The organism is Mycobacterium lehmannii (assembly GCF_001499925.1).
In the GTDB taxonomy this organism is placed as follows: domain Bacteria; phylum Actinomycetota; class Actinomycetes; order Mycobacteriales; family Mycobacteriaceae; genus Mycobacterium; species Mycobacterium lehmannii.
In genome coordinates this window covers 221,352-237,769 of the sequence record NZ_LQIR01000056.1, presented here as the reverse complement: position 1 = coordinate 237,769, position 16,418 = coordinate 221,352, and the positions used below count along the sequence as shown (strand labels likewise).

11 protein-coding genes and 1 pseudogene are annotated in these 16,418 nt (G+C 66.8%); 9 read left to right on the top strand and 3 right to left on the bottom strand.

Translation table 11 applies throughout. The annotated features are described in order from the left end of the window. Positions 1-869: DUF222 domain-containing protein (locus AU192_RS21840; RefSeq protein WP_133148052.1), on the bottom strand; the 869-nt coding region annotated here is incomplete at its 3' end. A 179-nt stretch (positions 870-1,048) separates the two neighbouring features. Between AU192_RS21840 and AU192_RS21835 the strand changes: the two genes are divergently transcribed. Next, complete coding sequence (locus AU192_RS21835; protein ID WP_064399594.1) at positions 1,049-3,568, top strand: sensor histidine kinase; 2,520 nt, start codon at positions 1,049-1,051, stop codon at positions 3,566-3,568. 6 nt (positions 3,569-3,574) lie between these two features. Here AU192_RS21835 and AU192_RS21830 read toward each other — a convergent pair whose 3' ends face one another. Next, on the bottom strand, positions 3,575-4,438 hold the full coding sequence (locus AU192_RS21830; RefSeq protein ID WP_064399593.1) for an alpha/beta fold hydrolase: 864 nt from the start codon (positions 4,436-4,438) through the stop codon (positions 3,575-3,577). A gap of 40 nt (positions 4,439-4,478) precedes the next feature. Here AU192_RS21830 and AU192_RS21825 point away from each other — a divergent pair, with 40 nt between their 5' ends. The 8 genes and pseudogenes from AU192_RS21825 to narI all read left to right on the top strand — a co-directional run. Further along, positions 4,479-6,347: a propionyl-CoA synthetase gene (locus tag AU192_RS21825; RefSeq protein ID WP_064399592.1), complete on the top strand. Its 1,869-nt coding sequence runs from the start codon at positions 4,479-4,481 to the stop codon at positions 6,345-6,347. Positions 6,348-6,690: 343 nt separating this feature from the next. Beyond that, on the top strand, positions 6,691-7,173 hold the full coding sequence (locus AU192_RS21820; protein ID WP_064399591.1) for a DUF4383 domain-containing protein: 483 nt from the start codon (positions 6,691-6,693) through the stop codon (positions 7,171-7,173). A gap of 86 nt (positions 7,174-7,259) precedes the next feature. Next, a complete protein-coding gene (locus tag AU192_RS21815; RefSeq protein WP_064399590.1) occupies positions 7,260-7,682 on the top strand; it encodes a DUF4383 domain-containing protein in 423 nt (140 codons plus the stop codon). A gap of 125 nt (positions 7,683-7,807) precedes the next feature. Next, entirely contained in the window at positions 7,808-8,986 is a 1,179-nt protein-coding gene (locus AU192_RS21810) for a nitrate/nitrite transporter (protein WP_269845535.1), read from the top strand. Beyond that, entirely contained in the window at positions 8,983-12,678 is a 3,696-nt protein-coding gene (locus AU192_RS21805) for a nitrate reductase subunit alpha (protein ID WP_064399588.1), read from the top strand. The genes AU192_RS21810 and AU192_RS21805 overlap by 4 nt, the downstream gene beginning before the upstream one ends. Continuing rightward, positions 12,675-14,342 carry a nitrate reductase subunit beta gene (gene narH / locus AU192_RS21800; protein WP_064399587.1) on the top strand — a complete coding sequence of 556 codons (1,668 nt, stop codon included), beginning with the start codon at positions 12,675-12,677 and terminating at the stop codon, positions 14,340-14,342. Before AU192_RS21805 ends, narH begins: the two co-directional genes overlap by 4 nt. Further along, positions 14,339-14,992 (top strand): nitrate reductase molybdenum cofactor assembly chaperone, encoded by a 654-nt coding sequence (gene narJ / locus AU192_RS21795; RefSeq protein ID WP_064399586.1) that lies wholly within the window; start codon positions 14,339-14,341, stop codon positions 14,990-14,992. Before narH ends, narJ begins: the two co-directional genes overlap by 4 nt. After that, positions 14,991-15,725: pseudogene (narI, locus tag AU192_RS21790) on the top strand (respiratory nitrate reductase subunit gamma); the annotation flags it as partial. The gene narJ and the pseudogene narI, both read left to right, overlap by 2 nt. A 16-nt stretch (positions 15,726-15,741) precedes the next feature. Here the strand turns inward: narI and AU192_RS21785 are convergent. Further along, positions 15,742-16,410: a helix-turn-helix transcriptional regulator gene (locus AU192_RS21785; protein ID WP_064399584.1), complete on the bottom strand. Its 669-nt coding sequence runs from the start codon at positions 16,408-16,410 to the stop codon at positions 15,742-15,744. Positions 16,411-16,418 lie beyond the last annotated feature (8 nt).

The following is a 16,418-nucleotide window of genomic DNA, read 5'->3' as shown; positions in this document are numbered from 1 at the left end:
CCGTTATTGCTGCCCAACGTGCCCGAGGCGAGCAACTTCCGGCACATGGCATTGAGCGCATCGTGGTTGCGCTGCCCCACGGTGCGTCGATCGGCACGGACCGCCTCGGCCGAGGGCTCCTGATCCGCAGACCGCTGACCGTCCTCGCCCTCGGTTTCGTCGGCGGGATTGCACCGACCAGGAGCCGCCCACACCGCCAGCACTGCTTCCAACGCCGCCCGGGTGGCCGGATCAAGCAGTCCGCGTAGCTCACTCATCCCATCAAGGCGCTGGCGACCCAGCCGCACCCAGCGCTGCGCGGCGCGCAACTCCTCGGAGAAATCCCCATCGGGGTTCAAATAGGCCGCCAGCCGCTGGGCGGCCGCGCGCAACTCCTCAGGGGTGTGCTTGGTGGCCAACTGCGCCAGCTGCGCTTCAGCGGCCTCGCGCACGTCAAACGGCGTCGAGGCCGGCACCTGCTTGTCAAAGAACCGCCGGATCACCCGCACATGCTCAGCACCCACCCGACCCTGGGCCACCGCCGCAGCGGTGTGGGCCAGCACCGGTTCGAGCTGCTCGCCGGTCATCGCGCGCCGCGGCGTCAACTCCCGCGCTTCGGCCACCCGCCGATGCGCCTCAGCCTTGGACAGGCGCAACAACACCGTCAACGCCCCGGCCACGCTGGGCTCCCCCAACTCCGCCAACGGGGCCTGCTGGAGTCCGGCCACCAGACGGTGGCCCACCGTCGCCGAACCACGGGTGAAGCTCTCCCACTGCGCTGTCAGTGCCAATTGCTCAGAGGTGGTCAACGCGTCGAACGACTCGGCGACCAACGCGGACAGCTGCTCGGCCATCCCCGCGATCACTTCGCTCATACGTTCGAATCCCACATGACAAGGCTAACCCCACCCACCGACAAACCCGACCCATCTGTGACTACTGAAACCAAAGAGACGCAAGTGATTTCGCACGCCCCTAGGAGCCAAAGGGCCGGCGAACACAGGGGCGCGACCACTCAGCGACGACAAGAGGTTTGAGCCACGCATTACACAACGTAAATTGGGAAGCGATGGGAATACTGGGACGAAAGACCGGGGACCTGCGCGTCTACCTCGGCGCGGCGCCCGGTGTCGGCAAGACCTACTCCATGCTCGCCGAGGCGCACCGCCGTCTCGAGCGCGGAACTGACGTGGTTGCCGCCGTAGTCGACACCCACGGCCGACGCAAAGTCGGCCAGCAGCTCGCGGGCATCGAGGTGATACCTGCGCGCGTCGTAGAGGACTCCAGCAGGCCTGGCACGCAGTACCAGGAGATCGATGTCACCGCGATCATGCAGCGGCGGCCCAAGGTCGTGCTCGTCGACGACTTCGCCCACACCAACGCCCCGGGCAGCAAGAACAAGAAGCGTTGGCAGGACGTCGAAGAACTGCTCAACGCCGGCATCACGGTGATCACCACCGTCAATATCCAGAACCTGGAGAGCGTTTCCGACCTCGCCGCCCAGATCACCGGAGTCGAGGAACCCGACCGCATACCCGACGAGGTGGTGCGCGCCGCCGATCAGATCGAGTTGGTCGACATCACGCCGGAAGCGTTGCGGCGCAGGCTCGCTCACGGCAACGTGTACCCGCCCGAGCGTGTCGATGCCGCACTTTCGAACTACTTCCGACCCGAAAACCTCACGGCGCTGCGACAATTGACCCTGCTGTGGCTCGCCGATCAGGTCGACGCCGCGCTGGCCAAGTACCGCTCCGACAAGAAGATCAGCGATCGATGGGCACCCCGCGAACGTGTGGTGGTGGCGGTAACGGGCGGCCCCGAGTCCGAGGTCCTGGTGCGACGGGCGTCCCGCATCGCCTCCCGATCGGGCGCCGACCTCAGAGTGGTGCACATCGTCGACGGCGGCGGCCTCACGGCCATCTCGGATCAGCAGAAGAAGGCCGTGCGGGAACTCGCCGCCAGCTTGGGCGCGACCATGCATACGGTGGTCGGCGACGACGTCGCTTCCACTCTGATCGCCTATGCGCACGACATCAACGCCACACAGTTGGTGGTCGGAACATCTCGACGTTCGCGGCTGTCGCGCATGTTCGACGAGGGCATCAGCGAGGCCGTCGTCCAGCAGGCCGGCGGTCTGGACGTGCACATGGTCAGCCACGACCAGGCCAGCACCGGCATCTCGTGGTCCCGGCTCTCGCCACGACAGCGCCGGCTCACGTCATGGCTCGCCGCTATCGCAATCCCGGTCGCGGTCTGCGCGCTGACATTGCTGCTGCCGGAGGGGTTCCTGCGCATCGGCGGCCCGGGCGCGCTGTTCTTCATCGGGGTGCTGGGCACGGCGATGCTCGGCGGGCTCGCCCCGGCCGTCACGGCCGCCGCCCTGTCCGGAGCGCTGATCACCTACTTCCTGGTGGCTCCGGCGAACGCGTTCTCCGTCCACGACAGCGACGGCTTTGTCGCGACGGTGATCATGCTGCTCCTGTCCGTCGCGGTCGCCGCCCTCGTCGACCGGGCCTCGAGACGGGCGCGAGAAGCGCGGCGAGCCAGTCAGGAAGCCACGCTGCTGGCGCTGTTCGCCGACGGCGTGCTGAACGAAGCGGACCTCGACAGCCTGCTGGAGCGGGTCCGCGAAACGTACTCCCAGCGCACCGTGAGCATCGTGAGAAGCAAGACCGGCGAACTGCTCGCCCACACCGGCACCGACCCCTGCACCGACGTCGACGACGCCGACACACCCGTCGAGATCGACGACGACGAGTACTGGATGCTGTTGTCCGGACCGGCGTTGACGACGCGCGACCGCCGCGTCCTCAGCGGCGTCGGCAAGCAGGCCGTCAACCTGATCAGGCAACGGGAGTTGGCCGAGGCGAACAAGGCCGAGGTCGTCGGCCAAGCGGACAAACTGCAGCACGCGCTACTCACAGCGGTCAGCCACGACCTGCGCACTCCGCTGGCGGCCGCCAGGGCGGCGACGTCCCGGATCCGCAACAGCGACGTCGACTTCTCCGGCGACAACACCGCCGAACTCCTTGCCACGGTGGAGGAGTCCGTCGATCAGCTGACCTCACTGGTGGCCAACCTGCTGGACTCGGCGCGCCTGGCCGCCGGCGCAGTTCGACCGCAGATGGCGCGCGTCGAACTGGAGCACGTCGTCCAACGCGCGCTGCTCGGAATTCGCGCGGACACAGACGAAATCACCCGACCGGGCAGTGAACGGGTGAAGGTGGAGATCGACTGCGACGCGGCCCTGGCCGACCACGAACTGCTGGAGCGCGTCCTGGCCAACCTGATCGACAACTCGCTGCGCTACGCCGACGGCAGCCTGGTGCGGGTGACCGCGGGCCAGGTGGGTGACCGGGTGCTCATCGCCGTCGTCGACGAGGGTCCCGGTATTCCGCGAGGCAGCGAAGAGCAGGTGTTCGCCCCGTTCCAGCGGCTCAGCGACGACGACTCGATCGGCATCGGAATCGGCCTGTCGGTTGCCTCGGGATTCGTCGAGGCGATGGGCGGAACGATCTCGGCTTCCGACACCCCCGGCGGGGGCCTGACCGTCGAGATCGACCTGCCCGCCGCGCCGAACCAGGTGTGATGGCAACTAGGCCTGGGCGGTTTCCTCGGCCAGGGCGATCAGCGCCGCGCGCACCAGATCGGGTCTCTCGTCGACGATGAAATGACTGGCGTCGACCATCTCCAGTCGGTAGTCGTCGGCATCCGCGGTCTCCTCCGCTGCCAGAGATGGATGGACAGCCGCGTCATCGCGCCCGAACAGACACCGGATCGGCACGGTGGCGCGCGACGGCTTCGGCCCGCGGCCGGCGGCCGGTAACTCGCGGAGCAGGAAGCTTCGGTACGTGTCGCGCGCGGCCCGGGCCACCACCGGATCTCGGAATCGATCGGCGTACACCCGCGCGGTCTCCGGGTCCAACCGCGAGCCGGCCTTGAACAGCAGGTCGAGGAAGCCCGTGTGCCGCAGCACCGCAACGCCGAACGTGGCCAGCGGCACCTGGTACCAGAACCGCCACAGCTGTGGTGCGACGACGCGCGGGCCCACCCACGGGTGGGCCATGTTCGTCGCCAGGTAGCCGTCGAAACGCTCCGGCGCCGTCAACACCATGCGGTACCCGACGTACGCGCCCCAGTCGTGGCCCACCAGCAAGACCCGGTCCAGACCCAGCGCGTCGAGCAGTGCCAGTACGTCGGCGGCGACGTCGTCCTTCTCCCACCGGTGCGGCGCAGGACCCGACCAGCCGTAGCCGGGCAGGTCCGGCGCGATGATCCGCAGTCCCGCGGGCGGGTTACCCAAGAGATCGCGGTACACCCAATGGTGTTGCGGCCACCCGTGCAGCGCGACGACCGGGCGCCCGTCGGCGGGGCCCGCCTCGGTGACGTGGAAGCGCACACCGCGGGCGGTGAGGTGAGAACGGCGCACTCCTTCGATCGGCGGAGGAGCAGAAGCCATAACGCGACTATAGGAACTGCCGTCGCGCTACCGTGCCGGTATGGCCGGATACCGAGCGCTGTTCGACGCCAGCATCGCTGATCCAGAAGGATTCTGGGCCGATGCCGCACGCGCGGTGACGTGGACACGTGAGCCTAAACAGATCCTCGACGACTCCAACCCGCCGTTCTACCGCTGGTTCGCCGACGGTGAGCTGAACACCTGCGCGAATGCGCTCGACAGGCACGTCGACGACGGCCGGGGCGATCAGCCCTCGCTGATCTACGACTCACCGGTCACCGGGACGCAACGCACCTACACCTTCAGCGAATTGCGTGACGCGACAGCGAAATTCGCCGGCGGCCTGCGCGGTCTGGGTGTCGAAAAGGGCGACCGCGTGGTGATCTACATGCCCATGATCCCCGAGGCGGTGATCGCCATGCTGGCGTGTGCACGCCTCGGGGCGATCCACTCGGTCGTGTTCGGCGGGTTCGCCGCGCACGAACTCGCGGCGCGCATCGACGACGCGCAACCGAAAGTCGTCGTCTCCGCGTCCTGCGGTATCGAACCGTCCCGCATCGTCGCCTACAAGCCGATGCTGGACGCCGCACTCGAGATGTCCGAGCACCCGCCGCGCAACTGCGTCATCGTGCAGCGCGATCGGCAGCGCTGCGAGTTGGCTCCGGACCGCGACCTCGACTGGGAGGACGTCGCGGCCGCAGCGGCCGTCGACCCCGTGCCGGTGGCCGCGACCGATCCGCTCTACGTGCTGTACACCTCCGGGACCACGGGTAAGCCCAAAGGCATCGTCCGCGACAACGGCGGGCATGCGGTGGCGCTGCTCTGGAGCATGCGCAACGTCTACGACATCGAACCCGGCGAAGTCTTCTGGGCCGCATCTGATGTCGGCTGGGTGGTCGGCCATTCCTACATCGTGTACGGACCGCTGCTGCTGGGTGCCACGACGGTGCTCTACGAGGGCAAGCCGATCGGCACGCCGGATCCCGGTGCGTTCTGGCGGGTCGCGTCCGAGCACGGGGTCAAGGCACTGTTCACCGCCCCGACGGCCGTGCGCGCGATCCGCAAGGAGGACCCCGACGGCGAGCACATCGGCCGCTACGACCTGTCGAAGATGAAGTACTTCTTCCAGGCCGGCGAGCGACTCGACCCGGACACCTACGCGTGGTCGGCGCAGAAACTCGGTATCCCGGTCGTCGACCACTGGTGGCAGACGGAAACCGGGTGGGCGATCGCCGCCAACCCGATGGGTCTGGAACCCATGCCGATCAAACCGGGATCCCCGACCGTTCCGATGCCCGGCTACGACGTCAGGATTCTGCACGTCGACGGCTCGCCCTGCGCTGCCAACGAGGAAGGCGACATCTGCATCCGGCTCCCACTTCCGCCGGGCACCCTGCCCACCCTGTGGGGTGACGACGACCGATACAAGGCCTCCTACCTGTCCGAGCATCCGGGTTACTACCTCACCGGTGACGGCGGCTATCTCGACGAGGACGGCTACCTCTTCGTGATGGGCCGCATCGACGACGTCATCAACGTCGCCGGACACCGGTTGTCGACGGGATCCATCGAAGCCGTGCTGGCCACTCATCCGGCGGTCGCCGAATGCGCCGTCATCGGCGTCCGCGACGACATCAAGGGCCAGGTGCCGCGCGGTTTCGTGGTGCTCAAGTCGGGCGCTTCAGACGACGGGTTGGCCGAGCAACTCATCGAGTCGGTGCGCGAGAACATCGGCGCCGTAGCGTGTTTCAAACTTGTCGACGTCGTGCCCGCGCTGCCCAAGACGAGGTCCGGAAAGATTCTGCGCAAGACGATGCGGGGCATCGCCCACGGCCGCGAGGAGCCGTTGCCGTCGACGATCGAAGACCCAGCGGTGATCGAAGCGCTCAAGCCGATCCTGAAGAACTGAGCCGCCCCGGCGCTGCTCGGATCGGCCTATATTCGTTGGTGAGTGCGTGCCTGCCCGATGCACGCGGCTCACAACAAAGGAGTTGATTCGCGATGCGTACATCTGCGGTCAAGGCCAAGAGCGGCTGTACCTGCCACTGCCACAAGTGCGATCAAGGTCATCACTGCGGGAACCCACCCAACTGTTACATCAAGAAGTAGCCCGGCACCGGACGTGATCGGTCCAGGCGAGACCAAAAGCGCCTGAGCCGCGGCTTCCGCCGTGCCGATCTCGGTACGCGCGGCCACGTTTGCGCCGCCTTTCCGCGGGTAGCCCTGCGCTCACGCGAGGAAAGGAACTCATCATGGTCTGCAGCCACCCACCGGGCCCGACGGCCGCCTCCCGGTACGGCTCACATGTTCAGAAGGCTGCCCTTGCCGTCGGCGCAGTGTTCCTGTTGGTCGGCATTTTGGGCTTCATCCCGGGGATCACGACGAACTACGACACCATGACGTTCGCCGGCCACCACTCCGGGGCCATGCTGCTCGGGATCTTCAACGTTTCAATCTTGCACAACATCGTGCATCTGCTGTTCGGTGTGGCCGGCGTCCTGATGGCGCGCACGTTCGATGCAGCCCGCATCTACCTGATCGGCGGCGGCGTCATCTACCTGCTGCTCTTCCTGTACGGCTTGGTCATCGACCATGACAGCGCGGCGAACTTCGTGCCGTTGAACACCGCCGACAACTGGCTTCATCTGTTCCTCGGGGTCGGCATGATCGCGCTGGGCGTGCTGCTGTCACGCCGCCGCGACGCCAATACCGCGTTGAACCGGAACACGCGGTAGAGGTCCACGCCTCGCGCCGGTTAGCGACGGCCGCCGGCGGGTATCACCTGCGAGTCCGTCAATATCGGCTTGGACGGAGGCGAGGGATGGCAAGACCACCGAAGTACATGGCCGTGCAGGCGGCGGCGGTGATCGCCGGCGTCGCCCTGATCCTCCTCGGCGTCCTCGGGTTCATTCCGGGCGTGACCCAGGACTACGACCGGCTGGCGTGGGCCGACCACCGATCCGGAGCCAGCCTGCTCGGCATGCTCTCGGTGTCCGGGCTGGGCAACGTGGCCAACCTGGTGATCGGCGCGCTCGGGCTGCTGATGGCACGCACGTACGCGGCCGCTCGGGCGTACTTCCTCGGCGCCGGACTGGCTTACTTCGCGTTGTTCGCATACGGATACGCGGCGGCCAACGCGTTCGACTGGATGTGGTTCGGCCTGGGTGTCGTCATGTCGATACTCGGGCTGACACTCGCCGGTCAGCACGACCCGACCAAGCGCCGCAGGAGAATTCGCGCCTAGCGCGGGCCTGTACTACATCGTGTAGCAGCGCTTTACCCGAAAGCCACGCGGGCGCCTTCCACACGTGGTTGTCTGGGTGAGTGAGCACGGCGACTACGACGCCGCACACCGGCGCGCGGCGGGGCATCAACCTAGCGCTGGCCACCTGGGTCTCGGCCATCAACTTCTGGGCATGGAACATGATCGGCCCGCTGTCGACGACGTACGCGGGCGATCTGTCGCTGAGCAGCTCCGAGGCCTCGATGCTGGTGGCCACACCGATCCTGGTGGGCGCACTCGGCCGGATCGTCGTGGGTTCGCTGACCGACCGGTTCGGCGGGCGCGCATTGTTCATCGCGATCACTTTGATCTCGATTGTTCCGGTGCTGGCGGTCGGCGCTGCGGGCTCGGCAGGCTCCTATCCGATGCTGCTCGTGTGCGGCTTCTTCCTGGGCATCGCAGGCACGATCTTCGCCGTCGGGATCCCGTTCGCGAACAACTGGTACGAGCCGTCGCGGCGCGGGTTCGCCACCGGGGTCTTCGGGATGGGGATGGTGGGCACCGCGCTCTCGGCGTTCTTCACGCCCCGGTTCGTCGGCTGGTTCGGGTTGTTTTCCACCCATGTCATCATCGCGGTCGCGTTGGCGGTCACCGCGGGGCTGTGTCTGCTGTTGATGCGCGACTCCCCGACCTTCACCCCCAATACCGACCGGGTGATGCCCAAGCTGAAGGCGGCGGCCAAACTTCGCGTCACCTGGGAGATGTCGTTCCTGTACGCGATCGTGTTCGGCGGGTTCGTGGCGTTCAGCAACTATCTGCCCACCTACATCAAGACGATCTACCACTTCTCGGCCGTCGATGCCGGCGCGCGCACGGCCGGGTTCGCGCTGGCCGCGGTCCTCGCCCGTCCGGTCGGTGGTGCGCTGGCCGACCGGATCGCGCCGAAGTACGTCGTGCTGGGTTCCTTCGCCGGCACCGCGCTCATGGCATTGATCGCCATACTGCAACCGCCGCCGGACGTGTGGTCGGCCGTCACCTTCATCGCGCTGGCCGTGTTCCTCGGTATCGGCACCGGCGGCGTGTTCGCATGGGTGGCCCGCCGGTCGCCCGCCAAGTCCGTCGGCTCCATCACCGGAATCGTCTCGGCCGCCGGTGGTTTGGGCGGATACTTCCCACCGCTGGTGATGGGCTCTACCTACGACTCCGCCGAAAACGACTACTCGATCGGTCTGATCCTGCTCGTGGTGACCGCGTTGATCGCGTTCGCTTACACCGCACTGCGGCTGCACGCGCATGAGCCGCAACCGAAGGAGGCCACACAGTGACGATCACCCCGCCCCACATCGGCGGCCCGATCGAAGAACTGCTCGAACGCAGCGGCCGATTCTTCACTCCCGGTGAGGCTTCCGACGACGGGCGGACCATCCACCGCCGCGGCGGTCGCGAAGGCGACGTTTTCTACCGCGACCGCTGGAGCCACGACAAGGTGGTCCGCTCCACGCACGGCGTCAACTGCACCGGCTCGTGCTCGTGGAAGATCTATGTCAAGGACGGCATCATCACCTGGGAAACCCAGGAGACCGATTACCCGTCGGTGGGCCCGGACCGGCCGGAGTACGAGCCGCGCGGATGTCCGCGCGGTGCGGCGTTCTCCTGGTACACCTACTCGCCGACGCGGGTCCGTTACCCGTACGCGCGTGGCGAACTCGTCCGGATGTACCGCGAGGCGAAGTCGCGCCTGTCGGATCCGGTCTTCGCATGGGCCGACATCCAGAACGACCCCGAACGCCGCAGGCGCTACCAACGAGCAAGGGGCAAAGGCGGTCTGGTGCGAGTCAGTTGGGCCGAGGCGACCGAGATGATCGCCGCGGCCCACATACACGCGATCAAGCAGTACGGGCCCGACCGGATTGCGGGGTTCTCCCCCATCCCCGCGATGTCGATGGTCTCCTTCGCCGCGGGATCGCGCTTCATCGAACTGCTCGGCGGCGTGATGACGTCCTTCTACGATTGGTATGCCGACCTTCCCGTGGCCTCCCCGCAGGTCTTCGGCGACCAGACCGACGTACCGGAATCCGGCGACTGGTGGGATGCCTCGTATCTGATGATGTGGGGTTCCAACGTGCCGGTCACCCGCACACCGGACGCGCACTGGATGACCGAGGTGCGCTACCGCGGCACGAAGGTCGTCAGCGTCAGCCCCGACTACGCAGACAACACCAAGTTCGCCGACGAGTGGATGCCGTGCGCCGCGGGCACCGACGGTGCGTTGGCCATGGCGATGGGTCACGTCGTGCTCTCGGAATTCTTTGTCAAACAGCGCGTCCCGTTCTTCGTCGACTACGTCCGCAAGTTCACCGACCTGCCGTTCCTGGTCAAGCTCGAAGACCGCGACGGCAGGCTCGTCCCCGGTAAGAACCTGACCGCGGCCGACCTCGGCGGTGAAGTCGCGGCACAGGAGAACGCGGCCTTCAAACCGGTGCTGCTGGACGCGGCGACCGACTCCGTGGCCGTACCGCACGGCTCGTTGGGATTCCGCTTCGGCGACGACGGCGTCACCAAGTGGAACCTCGAACTGGGTGATCTCGTACCGGCGTTGACGGTGCTGTTCACCGAGGGCGGGGAGACAGCCGAGGTGGCGTTGCCGCGATTCGACACCTTCGACGGCCACGGCGAAACGCTGACCCGGGGCGTGCCGGTGCGACGGGTCGGCGAACACCTGGTGTGCACGGTGTTCGATCTCATGCTGGCCCAATACGGCGTGGCCCGACCCGACCTACCTGGTGACTGGCCGACCGGCTACGACGATCCCAAGCCGTACACTCCTGCCTGGCAGGAGTCGATCACCGGAGTGGCTGCGTCACAGGCCATTCGGATCGCCACCGAGTTCGCCCGCAACGCCGAGGAGTCCGGTGGGCGGTCGATGATCATCATGGGCGCCGGAATATGCCAATGGTTCCACGGCGACGCCACCTACCGGGCGGTGCTGGCGTTGGTGTTGCTGACCGGCGCGATGGGTCGCAACGGCGGCGGCTGGGCCCACTATGTCGGCCAGGAGAAGTGCCGCCCGGTGACGGGATGGTCGGCGCTGGCGATGGGCACCGACTGGTCGCGGCCGCCGCGACAGATGCCGGGCACCTCGTACTGGTACGTCCACACCGATCAGTGGCGCTACGACGGCTACCGAGCCGACGCGCTGTCCAGTCCGCTGAGCCGCGGCCGGTTCCGGGACCGCCACACCATGGATGTGCTCGCCGCATCGACGGCCATGGGCTGGAGCCCGTTCTATCCGCAGTTCGACCGCTCGAGCCTCGACGTCGCCGACGAGGCCCGCGCCGCCGGTCAGGACATCTCCACCTACGTCACCGAGAAGCTCGCCGATGGTGGACTCAAACTCGCCGTCACCGACCCGGACAACCCGTCGAACTGGCCTCGGGTGCTGTCGGTCTGGCGGGCCAACCTGCTGGGCTCGTCGAGTAAGGGCAACGAGTACTTCCTGCGTCATCTGCTCGGAACCGACTCGAACCTACAGGCCGAGCCGACGCCGGAGGCGGTGCGGCCCAACGACATATCGTGGACCGACGACATCCCCGAGGGCAAGCTCGACATGTTGATGTCGATCGACTTCCGGATGACGTCGACGACGTTGCTGTCCGACGTGGTGCTGCCCGCCGCCACCTGGTACGAGAAACACGACCTGAACACCACGGACATGCACCCGTACGTGCACGCGTTCAACCCCGCCGTCGACCCGCCGTGGGAGACCCATTCCGACTTCGAGGCCTTCGGTGCGATCGCCCGGGTGTTCAGCGGGCTGGCGGCCAAGCATCTGGGGGTGCGCACCGACGTGGTGCTCGGCGCGATGCAGCACGACACACCCGGTGCGATGGCGTATCCCGGTGGTGTCGAGCAGGATTGGCGGACCGACGGGAGCATCCCGGTACCCGGTAAGACCATGGGTCCGATCGCCGTGGTGGAGCGTGACTATCCGGCGATCGCCCAGAAGTGGGCGGCGCTGGGGCCGCTGGTCGAGAAACTGGGGCTGACCACCAAAGGCGTCACCGTCCGACCCGACAAAGAGGTCGGCGAACTCGCGGCCAAGTTCGGTGTCATGAGTTCCGGTCGCGCAGAAGGCCGTCCGGCGATCAACACCGCGGAACGGATGGCCGAGGCGATCCTGGCACTGTCCGGCACCAGCAACGGACGGCTGGCCGTCGAGGGCTTCCGCGAATTGGAGCGTCGGACCGGGCGTCGACTGGTGCATCTGGCCGGCGGCAGCGAGGAGCGCCGCATCACGTTCGCCGACACCCAGGCGCGGCCGGTTCCGGTGATCACCAGCCCGGAGTGGTCGGGCAGCGAGACCGGTGGGCGTCGCTACGCACCGTTCACCATCAACATCGAGGAGCTCAAACCGTTCCACACGCTGACCGGCCGGATGCACTTCTACCTGGACCACGACTGGCTGGAGGAACTCGGTGAGCAGTTACCGGTCTACCGTCCGCCGCTGGACATGTCGCGGTTGTTCGGCGCGTCGGCGGTGGGTGACCACGACGGTGTGGGACTGACGGTGCGCTACCTGACCCCGCATTCGAAGTGGTCGATCCACTCGGAGTATCAGGACAACCTGTTCATGCTGTCGTTGTCGCGCGGCGGTCCGACGATGTGGATGAGCCCGGCCGATGCCGCGAAGATCTCGGTGCGCGACAACGACTGGGTCGAGGCGGTGAACCGCAACGGCGTGCTGGTGTGCCGCGCGATCGTGTCGCATCGGATGCCCGAGGGCGTCGTGTTCGTCTACCACGTGCAGGAGCGCACCATCGATGTGCCGCTCAGCGAGGCCACCGGGAAGCGCGGCGGTATCCACAATTCGCTGACCCGCCTGCTGATCAAGCCGAGCCATCTGGCAGGCGGGTACGCCCAAATGGCGTTCGCATTCAACTATCTCGGTCCGACCGGCAACCAACGCGACGAGGTGACCGTGGTGCGGCGTCGCAGCCAGGAGGTGGCGTACGAATGAGAGTCATGGCGCAGATGGCGATGGTGATGAACCTCGACAAATGCATCGGCTGCCACACCTGCTCGGTCACCTGCAAACAGGCGTGGACCAACCGGCCCGGCACCGAGTACGTCTGGTTCAACAACGTCGAAACCCGTCCGGGACAAGGTTATCCGCGGACTTACGAGGATCAGGAGCGGTGGCGTGGTGGATGGATACGCGACCGCAGGGGTCGGTTGAGGCTGCGCGACGGCGGGCGGCTGAGCAAGCTGTTGCGGATCTTCGCCAACCCCAAGATGCCCAGCATCAACGATTACTACGAGCCGTGGACCTACGACTACGAGAATCTGACGAACGCGCCGTTGGGTGAGCACATACCGGTGGCCCCGCCGCGCAGCTTGATCAGCGGTGAACCGATGAAGGTGGAGTGGTCGGCGAACTGGGACGACAACCTGGGCGGCTCACCGGAGATCGTGGCCGGAGATCCGGTGCTGCAGAAGGTGAACGAGCAGGTCCGCCTCGAACTCGAGCAGACGTACATGTTCTACCTGCCGCGGATCTGCGAGCACTGCCTGAACCCCTCGTGCGTCGCGTCGTGCCCGTCAGGGGCGCTCTACAAGCGTTCCGAGGACGGCATCGTGCTCGTTGACCAGGACCGCTGCCGCGGCTGGCGGATGTGTGTGTCCGGATGTCCCTACAAGAAGGTGTATTTCAACCACAAGACCGGCAAGGCCGAGAAGTGTACGTTCTGTTACCCGCGCATCGAGGTCGGGCTGCCCACGGTGTGCTCGGAGACTTGTGTCGGTCGGTTGCGGTATTTAGGCCTGGTGTTCTACGACGTCGACCGTGTGCTCGAGGCGGCGGCGACCGAGAAGGACACCGACCTCTACGAAGCGCAGAAGTCGATCATCCTGGACCCGCACGACCCCGAGGTCATCGCCGGCGCCCACGCGGAGGGCATTTCCGAGGAGTGGATCGAGGCCGCCCAACGTTCGCCGGTGTACGCACTGATTCACCGCTATCAGGTTGCGCTGCCACTGCATCCCGAGTATCGGACGATGCCGATGGTCTGGTACATCCCGCCGCTGTCCCCCGTGGTCGACGCGGTCGCCCGCGACGGCCATGACGGTGAGGCGCTCGGAAACCTGTTCGGCGCGTTGGAGGCGCTGCGCATTCCGATCGAGTACCTCGCCGGGCTGTTCACGGCCGGGGACACCGCGGTGGTCGAAGACGTGCTGCGGCGGCTTGCCGCGATGCGGTCCTATATGCGCGACATCAACCTGGGCCGGGAGACCCAGCCCCACATCCCGCAGGCGGTCGGCATGACCGAAGAGCAGATCTACGAGATGTACCGCCTGCTGGCACTGGCGAAATACGAAGAGCGCTATGTCATTCCGACCGCCTACGTCGCCGATGCCCACGCCCTCGAGGCGCAGGCGCTCGAAGAACCGGGCTGCTCGCTGTCGTTCGAGGGTGGACCCGGCATGTACGAGTCGGGTCCGTTCGGCGAGGCCAGTGGCGCCCCGGTGCCCGTCGCGGTGGAGAGCTTCCATGCACTGCACCACCGACAGACCAGTGAGGGCATCGCGGTCACCGAGTCGCGCCCGTCACGGGTCAACCTGCTCAACTGGGACGGCCGGGGGGAACCCAGCGGAATCTTCCCCGAGCGGAGCGCGGATCAATGAAATTGCTCAGGAGCAGACGGGAATCGACCCTCGAGCACCGCCTCGTGTGGCAGGCGGCCGCCTTGCTGTTGACCTATCCGGACGACCAGCAGGCCGAACGGCTGGCCACCGTCGAGGAACTGCTGACGCACGTTCCCGCCGCCCCGGCAGACCTGCTCGCGACCACCGTCGCGGCATTGCGCGACAGGGACCCGATGCAAGCGCAGGCCGACTATGTGGACACCTTCGACATGCGGCGCCGCACCACGATGTACCTGACGTACTGGACGGCGGGCGACACCCGCAACCGCGGCAACCACATGCTGGCGTTCGCTCGCACCTACCGGGAGGCGGGCGTCAGCCCGCCGGAACGCGAGGCCCCCGACTACCTGCCCGTGGTACTCGAGTTCGCCGCCACCGTCGACCCCGAGGCGGGGCGGCGCCTGCTCGTCGAGCACCGTGCCCCGATCGACTTGCTGTGTGATGCGTTGCAGCAGTCCGCATCGCCGTACGCATACGCCGTGGCCGCCATCTGCGAAACGCTTCCGGCCCGTACCGAGCAGGACATCCAACGGGCTCAGCGACTGGCCGCCTCGGGACCGCCCGCCGAATCCGTTGGTCTACAACCCTTTACATTGACCGTGCCGCCACGACGCGCACAAGGAGTTTGACATGTCGGGCTGGGTGATCTTCTGGGACGTGGTGCCGTACGTGACGCTCGCGATCGTCGCGGTCGGGATCTGGTGGCGGTACCGCTACGACAAGTTCGGCTGGACCACCCGTTCGTCGCAGCTGTACGAATCACGGCTGTTGCGCATCGGCAGCCCGATGTTCCACTTCGGCATCCTGGTGGTGATCGTCGGACACATCATCGGTCTGGTGATCCCCGAATCATGGACAGACGCAATCGGGCTCAGCGACCACGCCTACCACATCCAGGCGATGGTGCTCGGCGCGATCGCCGGCGTCACCACGCTGACGGGTATCGCGTTGCTGGTGTTCCGCCGCCGCACCACCGGACCGGTCTTCCTCGCCACCACCGCCAACGACAAGGTGATGTACCTGGTCCTGGTGATGGCCATCGTGGCAGGCCTGGCGTGCACCCTGATCGGTGCGACCCCCGTCGGCGCCGAACACGACTACCGACAGACGGTGTCGCCCTGGTTCCGGTCCATCTGGATTCTGCAACCGCGCGGCGACCTGATGGCCCAGGCGCCGCTGTGGTTTCACATCCACGTGATCATCGCGCTGGTGCTGTTCTGCCTGTGGCCGTTCACGCGGCTGGTCCATGTGTTCAGCGCACCCATCGGTTACCTGTTCCGGCCCTACATCGTCTACCGCAGCCGCGATGTCGTCGACAAGGGTGAGTTGGTCGGTTCGCGCCCGCACCGCCGCGGTTGGTGACCTGCGGGCGGCCATGTCAACCCGAGGCGCCGTGCACCAGCACGCAGCACCGGCCTTGTCGAGGACTGAGCTCCGCGCGCGCGTCGGGCGCTGAACTGCCGTCGATCACACCCTCGACGAGCTGAAGGTTCAGCCCGCAGACCACCTCCAGGTGGTCCTTCGCCACCGAGTGAAACGGGCAGTTGCGCAGGGTGATACAGCCCTCGGCATCCGACTGGGGTAAATATCCGCAGGCGCGCAGCGCGACCACCACGTCACCGTCGGCGTCGACCGCGGCTTGGCGCCCGGTTTCGCGGGCGGCCGCGCTCAGGGCCGAGCGCACCGCCCCTCCGGCGTCCTGCTCGATCGACGACACCAACAGCCGAGCGAGCAGCAGATAGTCGCGCGGCGGAACGCTGACCACGATCTCGTCTGCGGTCCTGGCGTAGAGCTTGGCCGGCCGTCCGGCGCCGGGACCGCCACGGCCGGCGGGGCGCTGATAGCTGACGGCCAGCAACCCACCGTCGGCGAGTTTGTCCAAGTGATAGGCGGCCAGGGTGCGGCCGATGCCGACCGCCGCGGCGGCCGCCTCCCTGGAAACCGGCTCCTCGTGCTCAACGACGAACTCGTACAGCCGACGGCGAATCGGGTCGTCCAGGCTGGTCAACGCCGCCAACGAGGCAGGGTCGGCGAACTGCGGGGGCACGTCCAAAC